The 25,322-nt window shown below is 68.6% G+C and carries 26 protein-coding genes; 10 read left to right on the top strand and 16 right to left on the bottom strand.

The annotated features are described in order from the left end of the window. Positions 1 to 43: 43 nt before the first annotated feature. From fliE to flgB, 3 genes are all read right to left on the bottom strand, one after another. The gene (fliE, locus tag AL072_RS10390; protein ID WP_045580398.1) at positions 44 to 343 is read right to left on the bottom strand and encodes a flagellar hook-basal body complex protein FliE; all 300 of its coding nucleotides are present in this window, start codon (positions 341 to 343) and stop codon (positions 44 to 46) included. A gap of 77 nt (positions 344 to 420) precedes the next feature. Beyond that, a complete protein-coding gene (gene flgC / locus AL072_RS10385) occupies positions 421 to 831 on the bottom strand; it encodes a flagellar basal body rod protein FlgC (protein WP_045580399.1) in 411 nt (136 codons plus the stop codon). 63 nt (positions 832 to 894) lie between these two features. Next, positions 895 to 1,299, bottom strand: coding sequence for a flagellar basal body rod protein FlgB (flgB, locus tag AL072_RS10380; RefSeq protein WP_045580400.1), 405 nt, complete (start codon positions 1,297 to 1,299; stop codon positions 895 to 897). 255 nt (positions 1,300 to 1,554) lie between these two features. On the opposite strand from flgB, the gene AL072_RS10375 reads away from it, so the two are divergent. From AL072_RS10375 to AL072_RS10350, 6 genes are all read left to right on the top strand, one after another. Beyond that, the gene (locus AL072_RS10375) at positions 1,555 to 1,962 is read left to right on the top strand and encodes an EscU/YscU/HrcU family type III secretion system export apparatus switch protein (protein ID WP_082108792.1); all 408 of its coding nucleotides are present in this window, start codon (positions 1,555 to 1,557) and stop codon (positions 1,960 to 1,962) included. Next, positions 1,959 to 2,366 (top strand): hypothetical protein, encoded by a 408-nt coding sequence (locus AL072_RS34910; protein ID WP_045580402.1) that lies wholly within the window; start codon positions 1,959 to 1,961, stop codon positions 2,364 to 2,366. The genes AL072_RS10375 and AL072_RS34910 overlap by 4 nt, the downstream gene beginning before the upstream one ends. A 23-nt stretch (positions 2,367 to 2,389) precedes the next feature. After that, a complete protein-coding gene (locus AL072_RS10365) occupies positions 2,390 to 2,779 on the top strand; it encodes a FliO/MopB family protein (protein ID WP_082108793.1) in 390 nt (129 codons plus the stop codon). Further along, positions 2,776 to 3,585 (top strand): flagellar type III secretion system pore protein FliP, encoded by an 810-nt coding sequence (fliP, locus tag AL072_RS10360; RefSeq protein WP_045580403.1) that lies wholly within the window; start codon positions 2,776 to 2,778, stop codon positions 3,583 to 3,585. The genes AL072_RS10365 and fliP overlap by 4 nt, the downstream gene beginning before the upstream one ends. Before the next feature lie 249 nt (positions 3,586 to 3,834). Further along, on the top strand, positions 3,835 to 5,733 hold the full coding sequence (locus AL072_RS10355) for a potassium transporter Kup (RefSeq protein ID WP_045580404.1): 1,899 nt from the start codon (positions 3,835 to 3,837) through the stop codon (positions 5,731 to 5,733). 180 nt (positions 5,734 to 5,913) lie between these two features. Further along, complete coding sequence (locus tag AL072_RS10350; RefSeq protein WP_045580405.1) at positions 5,914 to 6,459, top strand: fasciclin domain-containing protein; 546 nt, start codon at positions 5,914 to 5,916, stop codon at positions 6,457 to 6,459. An 88-nt stretch (positions 6,460 to 6,547) separates the two neighbouring features. Here AL072_RS10350 and AL072_RS10345 read toward each other — a convergent pair whose 3' ends face one another. The 5 genes from AL072_RS10345 to AL072_RS35975 all read right to left on the bottom strand — a co-directional run bounded on the left by AL072_RS10345 (position 6,548) and on the right by AL072_RS35975 (position 12,762). Further along, positions 6,548 to 10,060 (bottom strand): tetratricopeptide repeat protein, encoded by a 3,513-nt coding sequence (locus AL072_RS10345; protein WP_045582314.1) that lies wholly within the window; start codon positions 10,058 to 10,060, stop codon positions 6,548 to 6,550. A gap of 2 nt (positions 10,061 to 10,062) precedes the next feature. Beyond that, positions 10,063 to 10,782 carry an OmpA/MotB family protein gene (locus AL072_RS10340; protein WP_045580406.1) on the bottom strand — a complete coding sequence of 240 codons (720 nt, stop codon included), beginning with the start codon at positions 10,780 to 10,782 and terminating at the stop codon, positions 10,063 to 10,065. Then, entirely contained in the window at positions 10,779 to 11,591 is an 813-nt protein-coding gene (locus AL072_RS10335) for a flagellar motor protein MotB (RefSeq protein WP_082108794.1), read from the bottom strand. Before AL072_RS10335 ends, AL072_RS10340 begins: the two co-directional genes overlap by 4 nt. A 4-nt stretch (positions 11,592 to 11,595) precedes the next feature. Next, positions 11,596 to 12,300, bottom strand: a complete 705-nt coding sequence (locus AL072_RS10330; protein WP_045580407.1) for a protein phosphatase CheZ — start codon at positions 12,298 to 12,300, stop codon at positions 11,596 to 11,598. Between the two features lie 330 nt (positions 12,301 to 12,630). Then, positions 12,631 to 12,762, bottom strand: a complete 132-nt coding sequence (locus AL072_RS35975) for a hypothetical protein (protein WP_281178630.1) — start codon at positions 12,760 to 12,762, stop codon at positions 12,631 to 12,633. Positions 12,763 to 13,081: 319 nt separating this feature from the next. Between AL072_RS35975 and AL072_RS10325 the strand changes: the two genes are divergently transcribed. Further along, positions 13,082 to 14,098 (top strand): patatin-like phospholipase family protein, encoded by a 1,017-nt coding sequence (locus tag AL072_RS10325; protein ID WP_052710018.1) that lies wholly within the window; start codon positions 13,082 to 13,084, stop codon positions 14,096 to 14,098. Between the two features lie 110 nt (positions 14,099 to 14,208). Further along, the gene (locus AL072_RS10320; protein WP_045580409.1) at positions 14,209 to 15,789 is read left to right on the top strand and encodes a matrixin family metalloprotease; all 1,581 of its coding nucleotides are present in this window, start codon (positions 14,209 to 14,211) and stop codon (positions 15,787 to 15,789) included. Between the two features lie 36 nt (positions 15,790 to 15,825). On the opposite strand, the gene AL072_RS10315 is transcribed toward AL072_RS10320, so the two are convergent. Then, positions 15,826 to 16,803, bottom strand: a complete 978-nt coding sequence (locus AL072_RS10315) for an SAM-dependent methyltransferase (RefSeq protein ID WP_245636650.1) — start codon at positions 16,801 to 16,803, stop codon at positions 15,826 to 15,828. 232 nt (positions 16,804 to 17,035) lie between these two features. Between AL072_RS10315 and AL072_RS10310 the strand changes: the two genes are divergently transcribed. Together AL072_RS10310 and AL072_RS10305 are read left to right on the top strand one after the other, a co-directional pair. Continuing rightward, complete coding sequence (locus AL072_RS10310) at positions 17,036 to 17,314, top strand: (2Fe-2S)-binding protein (RefSeq protein WP_045580410.1); 279 nt, start codon at positions 17,036 to 17,038, stop codon at positions 17,312 to 17,314. A 509-nt stretch (positions 17,315 to 17,823) separates the two neighbouring features. Beyond that, entirely contained in the window at positions 17,824 to 18,129 is a 306-nt protein-coding gene (locus tag AL072_RS10305; protein ID WP_045580411.1) for a hypothetical protein, read from the top strand. A 62-nt stretch (positions 18,130 to 18,191) separates the two neighbouring features. On the opposite strand, the gene era is transcribed toward AL072_RS10305, so the two are convergent. From era to rpoZ, 7 genes are all read right to left on the bottom strand, one after another. Next, a complete protein-coding gene (era, locus tag AL072_RS10300) occupies positions 18,192 to 19,097 on the bottom strand; it encodes a GTPase Era (RefSeq protein ID WP_082108950.1) in 906 nt (301 codons plus the stop codon). 295 nt (positions 19,098 to 19,392) lie between these two features. Further along, positions 19,393 to 20,220 carry a ribonuclease III gene (gene rnc / locus AL072_RS10295; RefSeq protein ID WP_045580412.1) on the bottom strand — a complete coding sequence of 276 codons (828 nt, stop codon included), beginning with the start codon at positions 20,218 to 20,220 and terminating at the stop codon, positions 19,393 to 19,395. Further along, on the bottom strand, positions 20,221 to 20,988 hold the full coding sequence (gene lepB, locus AL072_RS10290) for a signal peptidase I (protein ID WP_045580413.1): 768 nt from the start codon (positions 20,986 to 20,988) through the stop codon (positions 20,221 to 20,223). Further along, positions 20,985 to 21,470 (bottom strand): holo-ACP synthase, encoded by a 486-nt coding sequence (gene acpS, locus AL072_RS10285; RefSeq protein ID WP_045580414.1) that lies wholly within the window; start codon positions 21,468 to 21,470, stop codon positions 20,985 to 20,987. The genes lepB and acpS overlap by 4 nt, the downstream gene beginning before the upstream one ends. Then, positions 21,467 to 22,216 (bottom strand): pyridoxine 5'-phosphate synthase, encoded by a 750-nt coding sequence (locus tag AL072_RS10280; protein WP_045580415.1) that lies wholly within the window; start codon positions 22,214 to 22,216, stop codon positions 21,467 to 21,469. The genes acpS and AL072_RS10280 overlap by 4 nt, the downstream gene beginning before the upstream one ends. 141 nt (positions 22,217 to 22,357) lie before the next feature. After that, complete coding sequence (locus tag AL072_RS10275; RefSeq protein ID WP_045580416.1) at positions 22,358 to 24,517, bottom strand: RelA/SpoT family protein; 2,160 nt, start codon at positions 24,515 to 24,517, stop codon at positions 22,358 to 22,360. A 142-nt stretch (positions 24,518 to 24,659) separates the two neighbouring features. Next, complete coding sequence (gene rpoZ, locus AL072_RS10270; protein WP_045580417.1) at positions 24,660 to 25,094, bottom strand: DNA-directed RNA polymerase subunit omega; 435 nt, start codon at positions 25,092 to 25,094, stop codon at positions 24,660 to 24,662. Positions 25,095 to 25,322: the final 228 nt, after the last annotated feature.

Raw genomic sequence — 25,322 nt, 5'->3', positions numbered from 1 at the left:
GGCGACATGAAGGACAAGCCGGGGGACGGGGACGGGAAGCCCGTCACATCGGCATGCGCAGGATTTCCTGGTAGGCGTTCAGCACCTTGTCGCGCACCGCGGTGACGGTCTGCAGCGTCACCTCGGCGTTGGTCACCGCCTGCACAACGTCGTTCAGGTCGGCCTTGCCGACGGAGGCCAGCGCGGACATGTCCTCGCTCTTCTTCAGGGTGCCGATGCTCTCCTTGGCCGCCTGTTCCAGCACGTCGCCGAAGGAGACGCCGTCGCGCGCGGCCATGCCGGGACCGGTGGTCTTGGATGCCGTGGTGGCGTAGGCCGCGGCGGCGTTCAGCGGATTGATCATGGCGGCGGTTCCGGTCGGTCAGGGAAGGAGGAGGCGAGGCGGCAAATCGGACGGATACGGATCGGGTGGACGGCGCGTCAGGTGCGCAGGATATCGATGGTGCGGGTCAACATCTGGCGCGCGGTGTCGATGGCCGACAGGTTGGCCTCGTAGCTGCGCTGCGCCTCGCGCATGTCCATCGCCTCGACCACCGAATTCACGTTCGGCAGCAGCACATAGCCGTCGGCGTCGGCCGACGGGTGGGACGGGTCGTAGCGGCGCTGGAAATCGCCCTTGTCCACATCGACCTTGGCGACGCGGACCTTGTCGACGTCCATCGCCCGGTCCAGTTCGTTCTTGAAGATGACCGTCTTGCGGCGATAGGGCAGATCGCCCGGCGTTTCCGCCGTCGTGTTGGCGTTGGCCAGATTCTCGGAAATGACCTTCAGCCGCGTGCCCTGCGCCTTCAGGCCCGACGCGGAAACCGCCATCGACTGGTAGAGATCCATCGCACCGCCTCCTCAAACGCCCAACGGAACCATCCGGCGGCCGGCATGCAAAGCAAAGCCGGATCAGCCGCCGGTCCGGATCGCCGATTTGATCATCGCCACCTGCTTCTTATACAGGTTGGTGATGGTCTGGTAATCCATCGAATTCTGGCTCATCCGCATCATCTGGTCTTCCAGGATGACGTTGTTACCGTCCGGCGCCGTCTCGTACGGGTCGCGGACCTTCTCTTCCTTGGCCATGCCGCCCGGTCCGCGGGTGCCGGCCAGATGGGACGCATTGGTCGACACCGGGGTCAGCCGCCGGTTGTCGCTCAGCGCGTCGCGGAAGCTGAAGGATTTCAGGTCGCGGCTCTTGTACTCGGGCGTGTCGGCGTTGGCGATGTTCTGCGACAGGACCTGCTGACGCTGGGTCAGCCAGTCCATCTTGCGTGACATCAGCTTGAAGATGCCGAGATTCCCGAGGTCCATGGCCCAGATCCCGTTCAGGTCCGCCTGCGTTCCGCGCGCCCTCCTCCCGGCCCGCCCCGCCAGAGCCCGGCGGCAGCGGAGAGCCGGGCAGCGGAACGCCGGAAGGATGGCATCGCTTCCGATGGTCGCCCGTTTGCGTTAACGAAGGATGAATCACCCCTTGCGCCGATCGGCGGACATGCCGTCCTTTACAGTTCGTTAAGCCTGCCGGTCCAGGATGCGGGCCGAGATAAGGACCCCGGAAAGGCTTCCTTCTTGTCTGCGCATCCCCGCTCCCCCGTCACGGCTCCCGCAGGCCCGGCTCACGCCGGCAAGACGCCCGCCGGCAAGACGCCCCGCCCGGCCCGGCGTCCGGTGGCGGTCGCGCTGAAATACGAGCTGGGAACCAAGACGCTGCCGCGGATCGTCGCCAGCGGCAAGGGCACGGTGGCCGAACAGATCCTGGAGGTCGCCTTCGCCAACGGGGTGAAGGTGCGCGAGGACGCCGACCTGGTCGAGATCCTGTCGGCCATCGAGGTCGACAGCGACATCCCGGTCGAGGCCATCGCCGCTGTGGCCGAAATCCTGGCCCATGTCTACCGTGCCAACGGCACGCTGCCGCCGGAGCCGCAGCCCGACGCCGAGGAACCGGCACAGGGAGAGCCAGTGGAGGACATGCCATGACCGGTACGGCTTCTCCGCCCGCCCCGCTGGCCGAGCGGGCGGCGGCGCTGGCCGCCACGCTCGACGACGCCCGGCGGGAGGCCGAGTCCGGCGTCCTGATCGACCTCGCCGGGCTGGAGGATCGCGTCGCCCGGCTCTGCGCCGAGGCGGAAGGGCTGCCGCGCGGCGCGGCGCGTGCCCTGCTCGGCCCGCTGGGCGACCTCGTCGCGGCGCTCGATCCGCTGGCCGCGGCGCTGACCGACCAGCAGGCGCAGCGCGAGGAGGCCATCGCCGCCGCGCTCGACGGCCGCGACGACCCGCACACCGCCCGCCGCCGGGCCGCCGCCGCCTATGGCCGCCCCGACTCCGCCGCCCCGGCGCCATCACCGGCGCCATCCCCGGCACCGTCCGACGATACGCCCTGACCACAGAAAGCCCGCCGGTTCCCATGGATCTCGACCAGTATATCCGCTTCCTGATGGCGCTTCTCTTCGTGGTGGCGCTGATCATGGTCGTCGCCTGGGTGCTGCGCCGCGCCGGCATGGCGGGCGGCAGGGTGCGCGGCCGCGGCCGCCAGCGCCGGCTGAGCGTGGTGGAGGCCCTGCCGATCGACGCCAAGCGGCGGCTCGTCCTGGTCCGCCGCGACGACCGCGAGCATCTGATCCTGCTGAGCGCCAACGGCGACCTGCTGGTCGACAGCGCGCCTGCCGCCGGCTTCGACACCGCGCTGGTCCAGAGCGCGCTGGTCCAGAGCGCGCAGCGGCAGGACGGCACGGCGCGGCCGGACATTCCGCCTTTGCAGGGCAACGCCGAGTCGGCCGGGGCCGGGCCGCGATGACGCCGTTCCGCCTGCGCATTCCCCGGTTCCCCCTGCCCGGCCGCAGGCAGGCCGTCGCCGGGCTCCTGCTGGCGCTCGCCATCGGCGTTCTGGCCGGGCTGGCGGTCGGGCTGACTGCCGGGCCGGCGCTGGCGCAGAGCCTGACCTTCGATCTCGGCGACGCAGGCGGCACGGCGACCGGCCGCATCGTCCAGATGGTCGGGCTGGTCACGGTGCTGTCGCTGGCGCCGTCGATCCTGATCATGATGACGGCCTTCACCCGCATCGTCATCGTGCTGTCCTTCCTGCGCAACGCGCTGGGCGTGCAGCAGGTGCCGCCGACGACGGTGATGATGTCGCTGGCGCTGTTCCTGACCTTCTTCGTGATGGCCCCGGTGTTCGAGCGCAGCTACAACCAGGGCATCCAGCCGCTGATCAACCAGGAAATCGACGAGATGGAGGCGTTCCGCCGCACGGTGGCGCCGCTGCGCGAGTTCATGCTGCAACACACCGCCGAGAAGGACCTCCGCCTGTTCATGGACATGGCCCGCCTCCAGGCGGTGCCGGAGCCGGCCGACATGCCGCTCCATGTCCTGGTGCCGGCCTTCATGATCTCGGAGATCAAGCGCGGGTTCGAGATCGGCTTCCTGCTGTTCCTGCCCTTCCTGATCATCGACATGGTGGTGTCGTCGATCCTGATGTCGATGGGCATGATGATGCTGCCGCCGACCATGGTGGCGATTCCCTTCAAGATCATCTTCTTCGTGCTGGTCGACGGCTGGTACCTGATCGCCGGATCGCTGGCCCGCAGCTTCGGGACGATCTGAGGCCGCCCGTCCGGCGCGAATCCCAGGCACACTTCGTCGCATCCCGCGGGCTCCCCCCCGCGCGATGCAAGCCGGCACTGGCGTTGCGTCCGGCAAACGCGTATGAGGGAGGCGATGCGGGACGGACGGGGCATGGCGAAAAGCCGCACCGCCGGAAGTTTCCGACCGCCCGCTCCCGCCGAAAGGGACGCGGGACGGCCGGGGCGCCGCCATCGCACCGACGGACCAACTTCGGACCGCAACCACCGCATGACTGACACCGCTTTGAAAGCCGCGCAGCCGGACACCGGCAAGCTCGCGACGCTGACCCTCGGCGCCCTCGGGGTCGTTTTCGGCGACATCGGCACCAGCCCGCTCTATACGCTGCGCGAATGCTTCGGCGGCGAACACGGGCTGCCGCTGACCCCCGACAACATCCTCGGCATCATGTCCCTGGTGTTCTGGGCGCTGGTGATGGTGGTCACGATCAAATACGTGGTCTTCGTCATGCGTGCCGACAACAAGGGCGAGGGCGGCATCCTGTCGCTGCTGGCGCTGGCGTCGAAGACGCGGCCCGACGCCTCGGGCAGGCTGACGGTGCTGACGGCGCTGGGGCTGTTCGGCGCCGCGCTGTTCTATGGCGACGGCATGATCACCCCTGCGATGTCGGTGCTGTCCGCGGTCGAGGGGCTGGAGGTGGCGGAGCCGGCGCTGGAATCGGTGGTGGTGCCGCTGACCGTCGCCATCCTGATCGCGCTGTTCGCCATCCAGAGCCACGGCACCTCGCGCGTCGGCGCACTGTTCGGCCCGATCATGCTCGCCTGGTTCTCGACGCTGGGCATCCTCGGGCTGCTGGAGGTGGTGCAGCAGCCGGGCGTGCTGGTCGCCTTCAGCCCGGTCTACGCCGTCTCCTTCTTCGCCGCGCACGGCATCGCCGGCTTCCTGGTGCTGGGCGCCGTCGTGCTGGCGGTGACCGGCGGCGAGGCGCTGTATGCCGACATGGGGCATTTCGGCCGCCGGCCGATCCAGGTCGCCTGGATCGCCCTGGTGCTGCCGGCGCTGCTGCTGAACTATCTCGGCCAGTGCGCGCTGCTGCTGAGCGACCCGACGGCAGTGCGCAGCCCCTTCTACCTGCTGGCGCCGGACTGGGGCCTCTACCCGCTGATCGGCCTGTCGACCGCCGCGACCGTCATCGCCAGCCAGGCGGTGATCTCCGGCGTGTTCTCGCTGACCCGGCAGGCGGTGCAACTCGGCCTCTGCCCGCGGCTCGACATCCGCCACACCTCCAACGAGGAGGAGGGGCAGATCTACATCCCCCGCGCCAATTGGGGCCTGCTGGCCGCGGTGCTGGGGCTGGTGGTGCTGTTCCAGTCCTCCAGCCGGCTCGCGGCGGCCTACGGCATCGCGGTGACCGGCGACATGATCATCACCACCACCCTGTTCCTGGTGGTGGCGCGGCGCCGCTGGAAGTGGAGCCTGCCGGTCTGCCTTGGCGTCGGCGCGGTGTTCCTGACGGTCGAGATCTCCTTCTTCGCCGCCAACGCGGTAAAGATCCCGCATGGCGGCTGGGTGCCGCTGGTGATCGCCGTCCTCACGCTGGGCCTGATGGCGACCTGGCGCCGCGGCCGTGCCGTGCTGACCAAGCGGCTGGCCGAGGAATCGCTGCCGCTCGACGCCTTCATCCGGCGGCAGGCCAAGTCCGGCGACATCCACCGGGTGAAGGGCACCGCGGTCTTCATGACCTCCAGTTCCAACACCGTGCCGATCGCCCTGCTGCACAACCTGAAGCACAACCAGGTGCTGCACGAGCGCGTCGTCTTCGTGACGGTGGTGGTGGAGGATGTGCCGCGCGTGCCGGCCAAGGACCGCGTGGTGGTGGAGGGGCTGGCCGAGGGCTTCTACCGCATCACCGTGCGCTACGGCTTCTCGCAGGAGCCGAACATCCCCAAGGCGCTGCGGCTGTGCAAAGCCTTCGGGCTGGAGTTCGACGTGATGGCGACCTCCTTCTTCCTGGGTCGGGAGACGCTGATCCCGCAGATGAACTCGCAGATGGCGCTGTGGCGGGAGAAGCTGTTCGTGGTGATGTCCCGCACCTCGGTCAGCGCCACCGACTTCTTCAAGCTGCCGCCCAACCGCGTGGTGGAGCTGGGAACCCAGGTGCAGCTGTAAGGGGTCCAGCTGTAAAGGGAGCAGCTGCAAGGGAAACGGCTGCACTCCAAAAGTGCTACCTCCTTCCGATCCAAGAAAAATCGTCATCGCGCGCAGGAACGGCGTGATCTGACCGGAGGCCCTCGCCGTAATGGTGATGTGTCCGCGAACAGCGGACCTTCACCGATAAGAGGGAATGCTATGAAGAAGGTTGCCACCGTGGCGATCGCCACCCTTCTTTTTGCCGGTTGCGCCAATGCCGCCATGGAAAAGATGGTCGGCGGCGCGCCGATGTATCCCAACAAGACCATTGTGGAGAACGCGTCCCAGTCCAAGGACCACACCACGCTCGTCGCCGCCGTGAAGGCCGCCGGGCTGGTCGACACGCTGAGCGGCAAGGGCCCCTTCACCGTCTTCGCTCCCACCAATGCGGCCTTCGCCGCATTGCCGGCCGGCACCGTCGACACGCTGCTGAAACCGGAGAACAAGGGCCAGCTGACCAAGGTGCTGACCTATCACGTCGTCCCCGGCAAGCTCGACGCCAAGACCCTGGTGGCCGACATCAAGAAGGGCAACGGCAAGGCGATGCTCAAGACGGTGGAGGGCATGCCGCTGACCGTCACCCAGTCCGGCGACGCCGTGATGGTCGCCGACGCCTCCGGCACCATGGCCCGCGTCACCATCGCCGACGTCGAGCAGTCGAACGGTGTCGTCCATGTGATCGACAAGGTGCTGCTGCCGAAGTAACGGCACAGGAGTTGGGCGGCGGGACGGCCTCACGCCCCCCGCGAGGAGGTTCCGCCGCTTCAGGAAGCCGGTCTCGGGAAGCCTGACATCAGGATGTCGGTTTGTCCGCGGTCTGCTTGCCGCGATATTCCTTCAGGAACTTCTTGAACATGTCCACTTCCGCAACGCGGGAGCGGATGGTGCCGACATCGATCAGCCCCATGGCCTGTTCCGGCCGGGTCAGGATGCGGAAGGCGTCCTCGTTGGGGCCGCCCTTCATCGCCCCCTCGAAATCCCTCTTCAGCAGGTTCAGCCCGTTGCCGTCGCCGGCCAGCGCCAGCGCCACCGCACGGTTCAGCACCAGCTGCGAGGCGTTGGGGTCGAGCTGCTTGCCGGCGGCCGGCGGCGGCCCGACCACCTTGTTCAGCGCCAGCGCCGCGGCATCCCATTTCTGGCCCTTCCAGGCGATGTCGACGCGCAGCAGGTTGGCGTTGGTGCTGTCGTCCTGGGCCAGGATCTGCAGCGCCTCGTCGCCACGGTTCAATTCGGCCAGCGCCTTGGCCTGCATCAGCCGCCGCTCGGCCGCCAGATCGGCGGGCAGCCCGGCGATGTTCGACAGCTCCAGCGCCTTCAGCGCCTCTTCCGGCTTGTTGTCGAGCAGCCGGACCGAGGCCAGCCGCGTGCCGACCCGCGCCTTGTCCAGCCCGGACAGGCGGAATTCCACCTGATGCTGCAGCAGGTCGGCGGCGCGGTTCAGCAGGTCGATGGAGATCAGCCGCTCGGCCAGCTGCCGGATGATCTCGTCGCCGGCCTCGCCCACCGGGGTCAGCTCGCGGAACTGGTCGTAGAGCTGGAGCGCGTCCAGCGTCGGCAGCCGCTGCGCACCGTCCTTGTAGAGGTCGGCGAAGATGCGCGACATCTCCTTGGTGATCGCCTCCGCCCGGGGAGTGTCGGCGACCAGGGCCGCCGTCTCCTTCATGGTGTTGAACCCCTTGGCATATTCGCCGCCGGCGATCAGCACCTCGCCCATGCGCGCGCGGATCTGCATCTCCAGATCGTCGCCGCGCCAGGTGAAGGTCAGGCCGGCCAGCTGCTCCGCCGCCGCCGTCGGCGACATCTTGCCTTCCGACAGCTCCAGATTGGTCAGCGCCAGCCCGGCCTTGGCCCGGTAGAAGCGGTCGTAGCTGTTGAAGGCGGCGGTCAGTTGCTCGCGCGCCTGGTCGGTCTCGCCGGTCTGGGCGAACAGCAGGCCGCGCAGATACTGGGTCTGCGGGTTCTCCTCCTGGTCCGGGCCGCTGTGCTCCAGCACGCGGTCGAGCAGCCGCTTGGCGGTGGCGGTGTCGCGCGTCTCCAGCGCCGTCTCCGCCGCGCGCAGCCCGAGCTTGCCGATCATCGGTTCCGGGTAGGAATTCAGGATTTGCCCCGACGCCCTGAACCCGGCCATCGCCTTGGGCCAGTCGCGGCGGTCGGCGGCGATGGCGGCGCGCCACAGCCCGGCCTCCGGATTGCCGGCCAGCGCCGGGATCGACAGGTCGGCCTCCGCCCCGTCCAGGTCGCCGGTCAGCACGCGGGCCGCCCCGCGCAGGGCGCGGAACTCCGGCCAGCCCTCCAGATCCGGCTGGTTCTGCTGCAGCACGTCGAGCAGGCCGAGCGTCTCCTGCCCGAAGCCGTTGGCGAAATAGAAGCGCGCGAGGTCCAGCTGCGCCTTGGCCCGCTCGGACTCCGGCGCGTTGACGACGGCGAGCTGGAGATCCTGCCGCGCCTCGGTGAAATGGTCGAGGTCGCCGCGCTTCCAGGCCGGCAGGTTGAACAGGCGGCGGCCCTGCATCTGGGCGGCTGGCTGCGCCCGCGGCGGCTCCATCGCCGCGGACGAGCCGCCGGGTGGCGGAACCTGCTGCGGGGCGGCGGCGAACTGGGAAGGCACCGGCTGGGGCACCGATTGGGGCGCCGGCATGCCGGGCGGCGGCGGGGCGACCGCCGGGTTGCCGGCATCGGCGGCGGGGGACAGATGCAGGCCGCCGGCAGTGGTCAGCTCGACCCCCTCCTTGACCGGCCGCACCGTGACATTGTCGGAAACCGGCCGGACCACCACGCCCTGATATGAGGGCATCACCTCAAGGTCCGGATAGCGGTGGGGTTCCGGCATTCCCTGCCCCGGATTGGGCAGTGGCACCACCTGGATGCGGTCGCCGACATCGGGATCGGTGAATTGGACGACGTTGGCCGCGTCGGGAGCGCGCACCAACAGCCGGGCACCCAGCAGGAAATCGGGGTCCGGCTCCACCCGCAGGTCGCCGGCACTGGTCATGTTGGCAGGACGGGCCGACGACTGGATGCGCCAGACGGTTCCCTGCCGATCCACCGACGGCCACACCATCGGGCCGATCTTGGTGCGGAACACGCTGCCGCCGGTCGCCGGCACCGGCTCCACCGCGCCCATCAGTTCGGAACCGGGGCCGCTCAGCTTGCCGGCACCGATCGGCATCGGCCGGTCGAACACGACATAGAGCTGCCCGGCCCGCGGATACACGGCGATCGAGGCCGGCCCGCCGGTGTCAAAGGTCAGCACCGGCCCCTTCGGCCCGGCAGCGGGCTGCGACTTGGCGTCCGCCGGTGCGGCGGGTGCCGGCTTCGCCTCAGCCGGAGGAATTGCCGCAGGGGTGGCCGCCGCTGCATTGGCGGCAGTCGCCGAGCGGCCGGAGCTGGTCGACGCCACCATCGGCGCATCCCTGGCCGGCACCGGAGCCGGCTGGGCAGCGGCAGGCTGGGCAGCGTCGGTCTTGGGCGTGTCGGTCTTGGGCAGGCCTGCCCGCGAGCCGGGATTGCCGACCGCCAGCACCACCGATCTGCCCGCCGCGCTGTCCGTCACCTCGGCATCCTGCGGCACCGCGAAGGTGACCGCCAGCGCGCCGTCGGGCTGGCGATAGGACTCGACATTCTGGATGTTGCGCAGCTTCGCCCTGGCCAGCGCCGACAGGTCGGGGGTGCCGCCCTTGTCGAAGGCGACCGTCACCGCGGCGCCATCGCGCTTGACCGAATAGCCGACCGGCGACGGCCAGTCGAAAGTCAGGCGGCTCTGATCGGGCCGGTCTGCGGCCTGCACCCGCACCCGCCCGGCCGACGGCACCGGCTTGGCGGCGGCAGGCGCCGGTTGCGGTGCGACGTTGGGCGGCGCGTTCGGGGGAGGCGTGTTCTGGGGCGCGGCATTCGCCGGGGCGGGCGACAGGTCGAGGGCGACGGCGTTGCCGTTGCGGAAGCTCCTGACCGACACCGGGCGCTTCAGGTCGAAGGACACGGTCCTGCCGTCCGCCTCGACCCGGCCGGCGGCCAGATAGTCGGGCAGCGCCCGCACCGGTGGGCCGAGCGCCGCGTCGATCGGCTCGGTGAAGGCGACGACCAGCCGGCCGCCCTCGACGGACGTGGTGAAATCGACCTTGACCGGCCAGTCGAAGACCAGGCGACCGAACTCCTTGTGGCTGCCGGCGCGCACCGGCACGGTGGCGGCCTCGGCAGCCCCGGCGAGGAGACCCGGCGACAGCAGGACCGGCACGGCCAGCAGCGCCGCCGCGGCGGAACAGCCGCGCAGCCAACGCTTCCTTCGATGTGCCGACCGTCCCGCCACCGTCAATCCACCCCCTCCTCACGCACCACGATGTCCACCGGCAGCCGTCCGCCGCCGGTCTCGCCAGCCGGCATCATGACCGCCCGCGCCACCAGATCGCGGCGATAGCCGGTCTCGCGCAGCGCGGCGGAGACGGCGACCGCCCGGGTCAGCGCCCGTTCCCAGGCCACGCCGCCGCTCGGATCCTCGCGTTCGGCATGGCCGACCAGCTCGATCCGGTTGCCGATGCGGCCGATGACCGCCCCCAACAGGAACAACACCCGGCGCCCCTCCTCGGTGAAGGCGGCGCCGGTCGGATCGAAGATCCGCTCGCCCGGCAGGCGGATGACCACGCGGTCGTCCTCGCGCCGGACATCGACCACCGACAGCTCGGCGTTGGAGCGCAGCTGGCTGCCCAGCAGGGCTGCCAGATAATACAGGTCGATGGCCACCCGCGCCTCCACCGCCTGGGCGTTGAAGGCGGCGTTCGGATCGGCCGGCCGGTCCGACGGCGCGGTCGCGGTCGACCGTGCGGCGGGGATCGACTCCGACATGCCCTTGGCCAGACGGGTCCAGCGTTCCGCTTCCGGCTCGCTCATCGAATACATCAGCACGAAGAAGGCCAGCATCAAGGAGATCAGGTCGGTGAAGCTGATCAGCCACAGCGTCTTGCGCTGGCTGGCGCCCGCCTCCGCCGCGGCCCTGCCGCCGGCGCCCGTGCCAGTGCCCGGCACGCGGATCATGTCCGCCCCCCTGGCTTGGTGCCGTCGCGCCGGGCCGGCGCCTCGTCGTCCCAACGCAGGGTGAACAGCAGGCGCACCCCGCCCGGTTCGCCGCGTTCGATGCCGACGGTGACGTTGCGCTCCGGCGCGCCGTCGGCGATCAGCGCGCGGGCAAGCGCGCCGGCCCGGGCCACCGGGCCCGGCGGCTGGCTCGGCGTGCCGGTCGGGCCGATGCCGAGCAGGGCGTCCAGTTCCATCCGCTCGCCCTGGCGCGACTGGCGCAACGCATCGGCGATGCGGTCGATCAGCCCCTGGCGGTCGGGCCGCAGCGCCATGGTGCCGGGAACGAACAGGTCGTCGGCGGGCAGCCGCACCTCCAGCAGCCGGCCGGGGGACACCACCTCCACCTTGGCGACGGCGACGGCGGTGGCGAACAGGGTGCCGATGCCCTCCAGCCGCTGCACCGCGAACACCGTCCCGGCACGCGAGGCCACCTGTTCCGTCCCGTCGCGCAGCCGCGGGTCGATGACGAAGCTGGGAAAGGTCCGCTCCAGCGAGGCGGCGACCGCCTTCACCTTCTGCGCCGTCTGCACCGAATTGGCGTTCAGCACGATGAAGAACACCAGCAGCAGCAGGAACAGCGACAGCAGCAGCAGGATGCTGCCGTTGTTGGGATTGGCATGGCCTGTATTGGGGCCGACACCGGGTGGCCCGGCATTGGGGCCGGACCCGAGCATGCGGCGGCCACCGGCCCGCAGCCTCGACAGCGCGTCGGCCGCCGATGAGGCGCCGGACGCCGTCTGGCCGCTGGTGGGTTTGCCGGCCCGCATGGCGTCAGTCGAAGCTGGCGAGCAGGCGGTCGATCTCGTCCTGGTCCATGGCGTTGCCCGGCAGCTGCGGGCCGTGCAGCAGTTGCTGATCCGCCTCCGCGGCACTCATCGGCTCGTAATGGGCGGCTTCCGCATCCTCCGCCGCCAGCTTCGCCAGCCGCGGGGCGTGGTTCTGGCGCACCTCGCTGCCGAAGGCGGCGACGATCATGTCGACCTTCGATTCGATGTGCTTGAGCGTACGCACCACCTTGGCGATGCGCTGGCCGGTAATGTCCTGGAAGTTGCAGGCTTCGTAGATCTTGGTGATCTGGTCGTTCAACTGGGCCGAGGTCGCGGCCTCCGACTGGCCGGCGATGGCGCCGATGGCGTCGCAGGCGTCGAAGATGGCGAAGGTCGCCTTCTCGGTCGCGCCGATCACCGCGTCCAGCTCGTCGGTGGCGCTGCGGATGTGCTCGTCGCGGATCTCGGCGGGCTGGAGGGCCGCGATCTCCTGCTTGGCGGTCTCGATGTATTTGGCGAGGTCCACGACCTCCTTGTACAGGCGCAGGTCGGTGGCGGAGATGTCGCCGTCCATGCTGCCCAGGATGTTGCGGACGATCTCCGTCACCTCGTCGCGCGACAGCGGCTGCGCCGCTTGGGCGAAGGCGGAGTCGAGGCGCTGCCTCAGCATCTTCTGTTCCGTCACGGCGGATTGGGCGGAGAAGGTCATCGGGCGTGTCCAGCGAGAGGGGCTATGGCCTTGCGGGCAGATGCCGGACCCTTCCCTGTCGGCGCCCTCCGGCGAGCGCCCGTCGGTGCCCTTGTGGCGGAGCTGCAACGCTCCGGCCGCATGCGGCGCCCGACCGTCCCAGGAACTGTCCGAGCGGGCCAAGCCTATGGCGCGAGGGTTAAGAGCCCGTAAAGACAATGTCGCCACCGCCACGGAGTGGCGAGTATGCAACGGCCACGGAGTGGCGGGTTTGCAACGGCCACGGGGCGGCGCCCGGGCCTCGGCCGCGGAGCGGCGGGTCGCAACGGAGTTGCGCGTCGGCTGGTCCGGTCAGAACAGCCCGTCGGCGGCACGCGCGGCCAACAGCATGGCGATGACGAGCAGGATTGTGACCGCGGTCAGCCTTTCCACCGGCGACCAGCGTTTCCAATCCTTCCTGAAGCTTTTCAGTTCGTCGGCCATGACGGTTCTTCCGGGTTCGAGAACTTCACTGCAATGCAACGAAATTAGTCACCAGCCAGTTGACGCATGGTTAACGCCCAGCATAGGGATATCCTTCCCGCCCAACTGGCACAGAAATGCCACAGTCGCCGACCCGGCTTCGATGACCCAGGTCAAAGGTCGGGAGAATTGTCGATAATTCCCACCTCCCACGCGGCGATGGTCCGGCCTCCGGCGGCGTGCCTCTTCCGGCCGCTTCCGATACCCGGCCGCGCTGCCCGGATGGTAAGCTCAAGATCAAGGCCGGATATGCACCGGCCGGCTGTGACAGGGGATGTGGATGGCGAAGGGGACCGACCTGAAGATCGGGCTGGCGCTGGGCAGCGGCGCGGCGCGGGGCTGGGCGCATATCGGCGTCCTGCGCGCGCTGGAGGAGATCGGGATCGAGCCGGACATCATCTGCGGCACGTCGATCGGCGCCGCGGTGGGGGCGGCCTACCTGACCGACCAGCTCGACGAGCTCCAGGCCTGGGCGCAGAAGATGGGCTGGCTCGGCATGCTGGGCATCATCGACCTGACCTTCCGCCGCGGCGGGCTGGTCGCCGCCGAGAAGGCCTTCGGCCGCTTCGACAACGAGCGCAGCAACGTCCGGATCGAGGATCTGCGCCGTCCCTTCGCCACCGTCGCCACCGACCTGTCGACGGGGCGCGAGATCTGGCTGCGCGACGGGCCGCTGATGTCGGCGGTGATGGCGTCGGCGGCGATGCCCGGACTGTTCCCGGCGGTGCGGCGCGACCATCATCTGCTGGTCGACGGCGCGCTGGTGAACCCGGTGCCGGTGTCGCTGTGCCGGGCGCTGGGGGCGGACATCGTGGTGGCGGTCAACCTGAACAGCGAGCTGTCGCCGCTGGGGCGGCCGGGCGGCCGCAACGGCAAGGGGACGGGCGGCAAGGGAGCGGCTGCCAAGGTGACGCCACCGGAGCCGGTGGTGGCCGGCGGCGATGCCGGTTCCCCCGCCCTGTCGCAACTGACCAGCCAGATCTCGACCTGGCTCGGCCGCAAGCCCAGCCGGCGCACCCGCTTCCTCGCCGACCAGATCGACGACACCCAAACCCATGCCCGCGCCCACCGGCAGATGCCGAACGCGCTGGAGGTGATGGCAGGGTCGATCGACATCATGCAGGACCGCATCACCCGCTCGCGGCTGGCCGGCGAGCCGCCGGACGTGCTGATCGCGCCGCGGCTGGCCCATATCGGCATCCTGGAATTCGACCGCGCGGCCGAGGCGGTGGAGATCGGCCACGCCGCCGCGGCGATGCTACGCCCCTCCATCGAGTTCGCCCTACGCCGGGCGTAAGCGGTGTCTTAACCGGCCGCGCCGGACCATGCCCCTTTCGGCCGTATCACCAGTCGGCCGGGTCCACCCTCCCCGGAAGCCAGACCCGCGATTCCTCCCGAGAGCCGCCCATGAGCCAGTCCGTGCTGACCGATTACATCTCCGCCCTGCTGGCCAGCGGGACGCCGCATTGGGGCAGCAACGGCACCGTACTGGACGGCAGCGCCGTCGGTGGCGCCGTCACCGTCACCTACGCCTTCCTGACCAGCTCGCGGCAGGTGTCCTCGGCCGATTCCAGCGGTTTCGCGACGATGAGCACGGCGCAGCGCGCCGCCGTCCGCCAGGCGCTGGCGGCCTGGAGCGCCGTCGCCAACATCACCTTCGTCGAGACCACCGACGTCTCCGGTGCGACCATCGCCTTCGGCACCAACCGCCAGTACGGCCAGTCGGCGGCCTACGCCTACTATCCGTCGACCGCGTCGCAGGGCGGGCAGGTATTCCTCGCCAACGACAGCGCCGCCAACAGCAGCCCGACGCTGGGCAGCTACGGCTATCTGACACTGGTCCACGAGATCGGCCATGCGCTGGGGCTGAAGCATCCCGGCAACTACAACGCCGGCTCCAGCGACGGGACGGAAGGGCCCTATCTCCCGACGGCGACCGACAACTACGCCTACAGCATCATGTCGTACGTCGACAACGACGCCCTGCCCTCCGGCAGCTACCTGACCGGCCCCAGCCTCTACGACATCGCGGCGATCCAGTATCTCTACGGCGCCAACACCGCCACCGGGGCCGGCGACACCAGCTACACGCTGAACAGCGCCAGCTTCACCACCCTGTGGGACGCCAGCGGGCGCAACGGCCTGGACGGCAGCGCACAGACCGCCGCCCTGTCGCTCGACCTGCGCGCCGGCGGCTTCAGCACCGCGGGAAGCACCCTGTTCCTGGCACTGGCCTACGGCACCACGATCCAGCAGGCCACCGGCGGGTCCGGTGACGACAGCATCACCGTCAACAGCCTGGGCAACGTCCTGGACGGCGGCGCCGGCACCGACACCGTGGTGTTCAGCGGCACGCGCTCCCAATACCGGGTGCTGCAGTTCGACGGCGGCCGCTATGTCGTCAGCGGCGCCGACGGCAACGACCTGCTGACCGGCATCGAGTATCTGCGCTTCTCCGACACCGGCACGGCGCTCGCCGCCAGCGTGTCCGGCAGCTTCGACGCGCTGCGCTACATCGCCTCCAGCGGCGACCTGATCGCCGCCTTCGGCACCGATGCCGGCGCCGGAACGCAGCATTTCGCCACCAACGGCCTCTATGAGGGGCGCAGCCTGACCGGGTTCGATCCCTACAACTACCTGGCCGGCTACGGCGACCTGTTGAACGCCTTCGGCAGCGATGCCGGCGCCGCGACCCGGCACTACATCGAGTTCGGCAACCGCGAAGGCCGCAGCGCGACCCTGTTCGACACCCTGTCCTACGAGGCCAGCAACCCCGACCTGATCGCCGCCTTCGGCAGCGACAGCGAGGCGGTGGAACTGCATTACATCGTGTACGGCCGGTTCGAGGGACGATCCTTCACCGCCTTCGACGCCGCCGCCTATCTGGCCGTCAATCCGGACGTCGCCGCCGCGGTGAGCGGAAGCCTGACCGGAGCCAAGCAGCATTACGTCAGCTACGGCTATGCCGAAGGCCGGGCGCTGGCATGAGAAGCGGCGCTACTCCGACGACGCCGTCCGGCGGCGCTACTCCGAGGACGCCGGCCACATCCAGGTCAGTTCGTGCTTGTTGTGGTGCAGGTGCAGCACCCGGCCGCCGGGGATCGCGGCGAAGGCGCGGGCGGTCTCATGGTCGGTCTCGGCCTGGAACTTCAGCGTGCAGACGAAGCGCTTGGCCAGCCCGCTGTCCATCCACTCCCGCACCAGCCGCAACAGCCGCGTCGGGTAGCAGATCACGTCGCAGCACAGCCAGTCCACCGGCCCGACATCCTGCGGCTTCAGCCCGAAGGCACTTTCCTGGCGGATCTGCACCCGCGGCAGCGCGGCGATGGCTGGGTCGAGCGGCGCCTTGTCGACGCTGACCACCGACGCACCCAGCTCGTGCAGCACCCAGGTCCATCCCCCCGGACAGGCGCCGAGATCGAGGCAGCGGTCGCCCGGCCCCGGCTGCTCGCCGAACAGGGTCAGCGCCTCCCACAGCTTCAGATAGGCGCGGTTGGGCGGAGCGGTGCGGTTCTCGACGAAGGTCACCTCGCCGTTGCGGAACGGGCTGGAACAGCGCGCCGCGGCGATGATCGTCGACTCGTCCAGCAGCGTCCAGGATCCGAGCGGCGCCGTCGGCAACGGCGACGGGAAGACCACCGGCTTGGCCGAGACATGCGGCAGGTTCTCCTGGATCAGCGCGGCGCGGCGGTGATGCCGCTGCGACCACAGCGCCCAATTGCGCTGGATGCCGCGCAGGGCCTTCGCCCCGCTCTTGATCGAGGCGAACTCGATCCGCACCGGGTCGTGCCAGATGTTCTGCGCCCAGGCGGCCGGCCGCGCCGGGCCGTCGGCGAAGACCAGCCGGCCGTCGACCGATTCGACGTCCCCCAACTCGGCCACCAGATCGTCGAGGAAGCCGTCGGCCGCCAGATAGACCGTCTGGCCGAGCGGGACCGTCTCCGCGCCGGGCGCGGCCTGCGGGCGGGATGAGGTGGTGTTTTCGGGGGTGCTGTCGTCCATGCCCCAGGGGCTACCGCCGCCGGGCGGCGATTGCAAGCCCAAGCATGCGGTTCGCCACCTCCCCTGCCCGATCCCCACCCCTTTCGCGGTGACGCGAAGGAGGATGTGACAAAGTCGCCCACCCCCCTCTTATATGCGAGCGGTTCGCAATGGCGTCATTGACAACGATTCTCAGTATCAGCTATTCCTGAGGCAGGGAGACAGCTTCAACACCGACCGTTGCCGAGGGCTTATGTTCGTCTGCATCTGCCACGCGTTGAACGACAAGAAGGTCAAGTCCGCCCTGGACCAGGGCGCCACGACCCCGGCTTCGGTATTCCGCCATCACCAATGCCAGGTGCAGTGCGGCAAATGCGTGCCGATGATGCGCAGCATGGCGAGCGAGCATCGCGCCGCCATGGCCCAGCAGGCCGCCATTTCCGCCGTCGCCCCGCTCCCGTGCCATGCCGCCGCCACCCCCGAACCCGCCAATGCCGAGGCCGTTCCGGCCTACGCCATAGCCGCCGAATAGGCCGCCGGACAGGCTGCCGGGCAGCGCAGGCCGTACCACCTCCGACTTATCGGCCGATACCAGTCCTGCAACCTCGCCTTTAGACTGCGACAGAGTGCGCCGGGGGTATGATTTTTGGGCGAATTGACCCGCCCCCTCCAATCCGGCACAAAAGCGTCACGAAAACAAAAGAACGTCGTCAAAATGACGGCGTATAAAAAAGCCAATGGGCTGGATGAAACCGGCCCCGGAGGAAACGCAATCCAACCGGGAAGACTTCCTTAGCCACCGGGTTTGCATACTCCAGCACGAAATTCCGCAATGGAATTCCGTGATGGAACGGTGCAACCCGGCGGGATTTGGATTCGGACGGGAATACCGCATCTGCCCAGGCGCACCGATTTCGCATGGCGGCACCGCTCCAACGGGCTGTGCCGACTGTGCTTCCGTTGCGTTCTCGCGGCACCGGTGCGGCACTGCCCTGCCGGCTGAAAGATCCAGAACGGTTGAGGATCAAAGGAGGACAGTTCATGAGCCGCCGCAACCGGCAAGCCTTCGACACGCTGAGCCGCGACCTCGTCCTGCGCACCACCGACCGCATGGAGACGCTGCGGTCGATGGTGGAACGTGCGGACAGCAACCACCGTGAGACATGGGAACGCACGCTCGACCGCCTGCGCGGCCTGAACAACCGCGCCACCGCCCGCATCGAAGCCGCCCGGATCGCCGATGACGACGCCTGGCCCTTCGCCCGTGCCCAGGCCGAACAGGCGATGATGGATTTGATGCGCGCGCTGGACGATTTCGACGGTCACCTGCGCCTGCTGGCCGCGTAAACGCTCTTCGCAAGCGCCCCGCAAGGAAAAGGCCCTCTCCCGCCGGGAGAGGGCCTTCGTCGTCACGACGCCCCGAAATCCAGCCCCCAGGCCGAATAGCGTTCCGGATCGTCGACCCAGCCCTCGCGGACCTTCACGAACAGGATCAGGTGGACGCGGCGTTCCAGCATGCCCTGCAACTCGCCGCGCGCGGCGGAGCCCAGCGCCTTGATCCGCTGGCCGCCCTTGCCCAGCACGATGGCCTTCTGGCTTTCGCGCTGCACGAAGATGACCTGGGAGATCTTGACCGACCCGTCCTCGAACTCCTCCCACACCTCGGTCTCGACCGTGGCGGAATAGGGCAGCTCCTGGTGAAGCTGGATGAACAGCTTCTCACGGGTGATCTCCGCCGCCAGCAGGCGCATCGGCATGTCGGAGATCTGGTCCTCCGGGAAATGCCAGGGGCCGTCCGGCAGGCGGGCAGCCAGGAACCGCTTCAGGTCGGCGACGCCGTCGGCGGTGGAGGCCGACACCATGAAGATGTCGGTGAAGATCCCCTCCTGCTGGAAGGCGGCGGCGATGCCGAGCAGCACGTCGCGCTTCACCAGATCGATCTTGTTCAGGATCAGGACCGCTTCGCGCCCCTGTTCCTTCAGCCGGGCGACGATGCTGCGGGTGTCCTCGTCGATCGAGCGGCGCGACACGTCGTACAGCACGCCGATGACGTCGGCATCCTCCGCCCCCTGCCAGGCCGCCGCCACCATGGCGCGGTCGAGCCGGCGCTTGGGCTTGAAGATGCCGGGGGTGTCGACGAAGATCATCTGGGTGTCACCCTCGATGGTGATGCCCAGCACGCGGGTCCGCGTGGTCTGCACCTTCGGGCTGACGATCGAGACCTTGCTGCCGATCATCGCGTTCAGCAGCGTCGACTTGCCGGCGTTCGGCGCGCCGACCAGCGCGATGAAGCCGCAGCGCGGGTGATCCGGCATCACCGGCAGCGGCGGCAGGACCGACATCGGCTGCCCGCGCGGGGCATCCTCGTCGTCCTCGTCGTCATATTCCTCGTCGTCGTAGTCGCCGTCCTCGCCGTCGAGGTCGTCGCCTTCGAGGTCACCCTCCTCGAAGTCGCCGTCGCCTTCGGCGACGACGCCGTCCTCCGGCGCCTCATCGCCCGGCGTCACCGCGCCCGGCATCACTTCGTCCGGTGCCCCTTCCGGCTGCGCCGGCTCGGGCGCCCCAACCTCGGGCATCTGCTTCTTCGTCTCGTCGATGTCGTCGCGACCGTCAGTCATCGACTTGCACTCCCACCTGGCGCAGCAACGCGCTGGCCGCCTTCTTTTCCGCGATGCGCTTGGACGAGCCGGATCCGGTGACCGGTTCCATGCCCGCAACGCGCACCGCAACCACGAACAGCGGCTCGTGCGCCGGGCCGCTGCGTTCGATCTGTTCATATTGGGGCAGCGGCTTGCCGCGCCCCTGCGCCCATTCCTGCAAGGTCGTCTTGGCATCGAGCGGCGGCGGGGTCGCCTTGTCGATGGCCTCGGCCAGCGCCTGGCGGACAAAGCGCGTCACCGGCTCCAGCCCGCCGTCGAGATACATGGCCCCCAGCACCGCCTCGCAGGCGTCGCCCAGGATGGTGCGGTTGGTTCGGCCGCCGCTCTGCGCCTCCGCCGGGGACAGGCGCAGATAGGCGCCCAGCCCGATGGCGTCGGCGACGCGGCCCAGCGATTCCCGGCGGACCAGCGAGGCATGGCGCTTGGCCAGCGCACCTTCCCGCTCGTTCGGATAGCGTTCGAGCAGCCATTCCGCCACCACAAGCCCGACGACGCGGTCGCCCAGGAACTCCAGCCGCTCATAGGCGATGCCCGGCCCCTTGTGCCCCTTGCGGCCGGCCCGCTCCAGCCCCATCAGGCTTGGATGGGTGACGGCGTCGCGCAGCAGCGACGGATCGGCGAAGCGGTAGCCCAGCGCTTGCGCCAGATCCTCCACGTCCGCGGCGACCTCGGCGGCCTCGGCGGCATGGTCGCGGACGACATGGCCCGGGGCGGCATGGCCCGAGGCTGCTTCCGACCCGGCGCCCGCATCGGCGGGCGCCTTCGTGACGGTGGACACTTACCGGACTCCGTTGAACAGGCGGCTGAAGCGCAGATCGACCGGCCAGCGCCAGATCTCGTAGAAGCGCGTGCCCTCGTCGAGCGAGAAGAACAGGAATTCGGCACGGCCGACCATGTTCTCGATGGGAACGAAACCGACCTGCGACGGCACCCGGCTGTCCAGCGAGTTGTCGCGGTTGTCGCCCATCATGAACAGATGGTTTTCCGGCACCTTGAACACCGGGGTGTTGTCGAGCGGGCCGTTGTCCGACTCCTCGATGATGCGGTGGGTGCGGCCGTTGGGCAGCGTCTCGATGAACTGCGCGGTGCGGATGCTGCGGCCCAGCGAATCGGTGGTGACGAAATCCTCGATCCGCTCGCGCTTCACCGGCTGGCCGTTGATGTGCAGGATGCCGCCGATCATCTGGATGCTGTCGCCCGGCAGGCCGATCACCCGCTTGATGTAGTCGGTCTTATTGTCGCGCGGCAGCTTGAACACCGCCACGTCGCCGCGCTCCGGCTGCGATCCCAGGATGCGGCCCTCGAACAGCGGCAGGCCGAAGCCGACCGTGTATTTGCTGTAGCCGTAGCTGAACTTCGACACGAACAGGTAATCGCCGACCAGCAGCGTCGGGATCATCGAGCCCGACGGGATGTTGAAGGGCTCGAACGCGAAGGTCCGCACGCCGAATGCGATCAGCACCGCGAAGATCACCGTCTTCACGGTTTCGACGAACCCGGAGTCCTTGGTCTTGGCGTCGGACGCCGCCTGCTTGTGAAAGGTCATTCTGGGTTCGCCGTATTGGTGGGCATTGTGGACTCGGTAGGGGCGGACTCGATCGGTTCGGCGCTGATGACGACGAACGCCTCGGCCATCGGGTATTCGTCGGTCAGCGTCACATGGATGCGGGCGCGCATGCCCGGCGGCGTGATCGCCTCCAGCCGGGCGAGCGCGCCACCGGTGAGACGCATGGTCGGTTGCCCCGACGGCAGATTGACCACCCCCATATCACGCCAGAACACGCCGTCGCGGAAGCCTGTGCCCAGCGCCTTGGAGCACGCCTCCTTGGCGGCGAAGCGCTTGGCATAGGTGGAGGCGCGGGCATTGTTCTTCGCCGCCGAGTTGGCCCGGCGTTCGGACTTGGCCTGCTCGACGTCGGTGAAGATGCGGTCGATGAAGCGCTTTCCAAAGCGCTCCAGCGACTTCTCGACCCGCCGGATGTCGATCAGGTCGTTGCCGATGCCGAGGATGGTGCCGGACAACATCATGCGGAGGCCGCCGCGGCTCGCGCGCTGTCCATCGCCTTGCGCATGCGGGCTATCGAATTGGTCAGGCCGACGAAGATCGCCTCGCCGACCAGGAAATGGCCGATGTTCAGCTCGACGATGGTCGGGATCGCCGCGACCGGGCCGACGCTGTCATAGGTCAGGCCGTGGCCGGCATGGCATTCCAGCCCGATCGCCTCGGCATGGGCGGCGGCGCGGACGATGCGCGCCAGCTCCGCCGCGCGCTGCGCAGGGTCGTGCGCGTCGCAATAGGCGCCGGTGTGCAGTTCGACCACCGGGGCGCCGAGCCGCCGGGCGGCGTCGAGCTGCGCCGGCTCCGGATCGATGAACAGCGAGACGCGGATGCCGGCGGCTCCCAGCTCGCCGACCGGGCCGGCCAGCTGGTCGTACTGGCCGATGACGTCCAGCCCGCCTTCGGTGGTGACCTCGGTGCGCTTTTCCGGGACGAGGCACGCGGCGTGCGGCTTGTGGCACAGCGCGATGGCCAGCATCTCGGCGGTCGCCGCCATCTCGAAGTTCAGCGGACGGTCGATCTCTGCCATCAGCCGGTCGATGTCGCGATCCACGATGTGCCGCCGGTCCTCGCGCAGATGGGCGGTGATCCCGTCGGCACCGGCCTCGATGGCGAGCTTGGCCGCGCGCACGGGATCGGGATGGGCCCCGCCGCGGGCGTTGCGGACGGTCGCCACATGGTCGATGTTCACGCCGAGGCGCAGGAAGCGGGACATGCACGGACTCCGAAGCGTCGCCGCCCGCCGGAACGGGCGGGAGCGATTCCGTCTATATAGCGGTGCCGGGGCGGCGCGTCACGCCGAACCGACCGACGGGGCCGCGGATGACAGGGAATTTACTGTCGAACGGCAGGGATTTCAGCGTCCCCGCGCCCGCTCCACCGAATGGATGGCCGGGGTCGCGCGCAGGGCGGCCATGATGTTGGTCAGGTGCTTGGCGTCCTTTACGTCGATGTCGATCAGCAACTCGAAATAATCGGTGCTGCGGTTCGTGATCTTCTGGTGGATGACGTTGCCCTGGTTCTTGCCGATCACCGTGAACAGCGTGCCGAGCGAGCCCTGTTCATTGGCGATGACGACGGTGACGCGGCCGACATGCTCCTCCGGCGAATCCGGGCCGGTCTCCCACGACACGTCGATCCAGCGTTCCGGCGATTCATGGAAGCTTTCCAGCGTCTCGCAATCGATGGTGTGGATGGTCACGCCCTTGCCGGTGGTGACGATGCCGACGATGCGGTCGCCCGGCAGCGGGTGGCAGCAGCGGGCGTAATGCACCGCCATGCCCGGGATCAGGCCGCGGATCGGCAGGGCCGATTCCTTGCGCGCCTTGGCCTTGGGCTTGGGCGCGCTCTCGTCGGTCTCGCGGACGGCGGGGGCGGCCTGGGCCTTGTGGCCGGGGAAGACGGCGTGGAAGACCTCGCGCACCGAATGCAGGCCGGAGCCGACGCCGGCCATCAGATCGTCCACCGTCGGCTGCTGGAAAATCTTGATGGCGTTTTCCAGCGCCTTCTCGGTGAATTCGTAGCCTTCCGACTTGAACTGACGCACCAGCATGCCGCGGCCCAGCTCCATGTACTGGGCGCGCTGCTGGGTGCGCAGGAACTTGCGGATGCGGGCGCGGGCCTTGCCGGTGACGACGAAGCGTTCCCAGCCCGGAACCGGCGTCTGCGCCTTGGAGGTGACGATGTCGACCTGGTCGCCGTTCTGCAGCTGGGTGCGCAGCGGCAGCATGCGTCCGTTGATCTTGGCGCCGACGCAATGGTCGCCAACCTGCGAATGGACGGCATAGGCGAAGTCGACCGGGGTGGCGCCGCGCGGCAGCGCGATCAGGTCGCCCTTCGGCGTGAAGCAGAACACCTGATCCTGGAACAGCTCCAGCTTGGTGTGCTCCAGGAACTCTTCCGGCTTCTGCGCATGCTCCAGGATGTCGAGCAGCTCGCGCAGCCAGCGGTATTCGCCGCCGTTCGGGCGCGGCTGGTGGTCCTGCTTGTAGGCCCAGTGGGCGGCGACGCCCAGCTCGGCGATCTCGTGCATGTCGTCGGTGCGGATCTGCACCTCGATCCGGTTGCGGCCGGGACCGATCACGCCCGTATGCAGGCTGCGGTAGCCGTTGGGCTTGGGCGTGGAGATGTAGTCCTTGAAGCGCCCCGGCACGACCGGATAATGGGCATGCACGACGCCCAGCGCCTGATAGCATTCGCCGACCGAGCCGACCGTGATGCGGAAGGCCATGATGTCGGACAGCTGCTCGAAGCTGACATTCTTGCGCTGCAGCTTGCGCCAGATCGAATAGGCCGACTTTTCGCGCCCCGACACCGTCGCTTCCGGCAGCCCTTCGGCGGCCAGCAGCTCGCGCAGTTCGGTGATGATGGTCTGGACGCGGTTCTCGCCCTCGCTGCGCAGGCGGGCCAGCTGGGCCAGGATGCTGTCGCGCGCGTCCGGGTTCAGCTCGGCGAAGGCGAGATCGTCCAGCTCGTCCTTGATCTTGTGCATGCCGATGCGCTCGGCCAAGGGCGAGTAGATCTCGATGGTCTCGCGGGCGATGCGGCGGCGCTTCTCCGGCTTCTTCAGGTGGTAGAGCGTGCGCATGTTGTGAAGCCGGTCGGCCAGCTTCACCAGCAGGACACGGATGTCCTCCGACATCGCCAGCACCAGCTTGCGGAAATTCTCCGCCTGCTTGGCCTGTTCGCTGTTCAGCTCCAGCCGCGACAGCTTGGTCACGCCGTCGACCAGCCGCGCGATCTCCTTGCCGAACACCCGCTCGATGTCCTCGAGCGTGGCGACGGTGTCCTCGACCGTGTCGTGAAGCAGCGCCGTGGCGATGGTGCCGGCGTCCAGCTTCATCTGGGTCAGGATGCCGGCGACCTCCAGCGGATGGAGGAAGTAGGGATCGCCCGACGCACGCGTCTGCGACCCGTGCGCCTTCATCGAATAGACATAGGCGCGGTTGAGCAGATCCTCGTCGGCGGAGGGATCATACGCCTTGACGCGCTCGACAAGCTCATACTGCCGGATCATGCGGCCCGACCCGGCGCACGGGGCGCCTCAAAGATGTTCGTGGCGGTTCCGTGCGAACCGAAGGGAGGCCGGATGCCTCCCACCCTGGTCATCGGGGAGAGGGCGTCCCACCCTCTCCAGGTCCTGCGGTCGTTGTCCAGGATCAGAGGTCTCCGTCGGGATCCTCGGTCATGGCGAAACCGGCGCCCGGCTCGGCGTCCATGTCGGCGGCGACGTCGTCCTCTTCCGTCAGCTCCTCGCCATCGGTCTCGCTCATGCCGTCCTCATCGCCGAGCGATGCGGCGCCGCGGGCGGCCCAATCATTCTCGCCGGCCATCAGCTCGACGATCTCCTCCTCGGGCTCGTCCGGCTCGACATGCTTCTGATGGCCCTTGATCAGGGCGTTCTTCAGATAGTCCAGCGACACCGTCTCGTCCGCGATCTCGCGGAGCGCCACGACCGGGTTCTTGTCGTTGTCGCGGTCGATCGACAGCGGAGCGCCGCTCGCCACCTCGCGCGCGCGCTGGGCGGCCATCATGACCAGCTCGAAACGGTTCGGAACCTTCAGGACGCAATCTTCAACGGTAACGCGGGCCATGCCAGACGAACTCCGGATTCAAAGGAGGCTCTAGACTATATGGATGTGGCCCGATAGGTGCAAGCGCGAACGACAGCGCTGCTGCATTGCATCACAGGAGCATCGGCCGAAAGTGAGGATCGGCGGCACCGTTGGCGTAGTGGCATAATAGGTTGACGCAGAACACTTGTACGATCGCGTTCGATCCACTAGATTTCAAAATTGGAACGCGAGCTTTTGCGCATGTTC

This window comes from Azospirillum thiophilum (assembly GCF_001305595.1).
Lineage (GTDB): Bacteria > Pseudomonadota > Alphaproteobacteria > Azospirillales > Azospirillaceae > Azospirillum > Azospirillum thiophilum.
The sequence above is the reverse complement of the archived record's forward strand: the minus strand, read 5'-3'. Positions and strand labels throughout refer to the sequence as shown.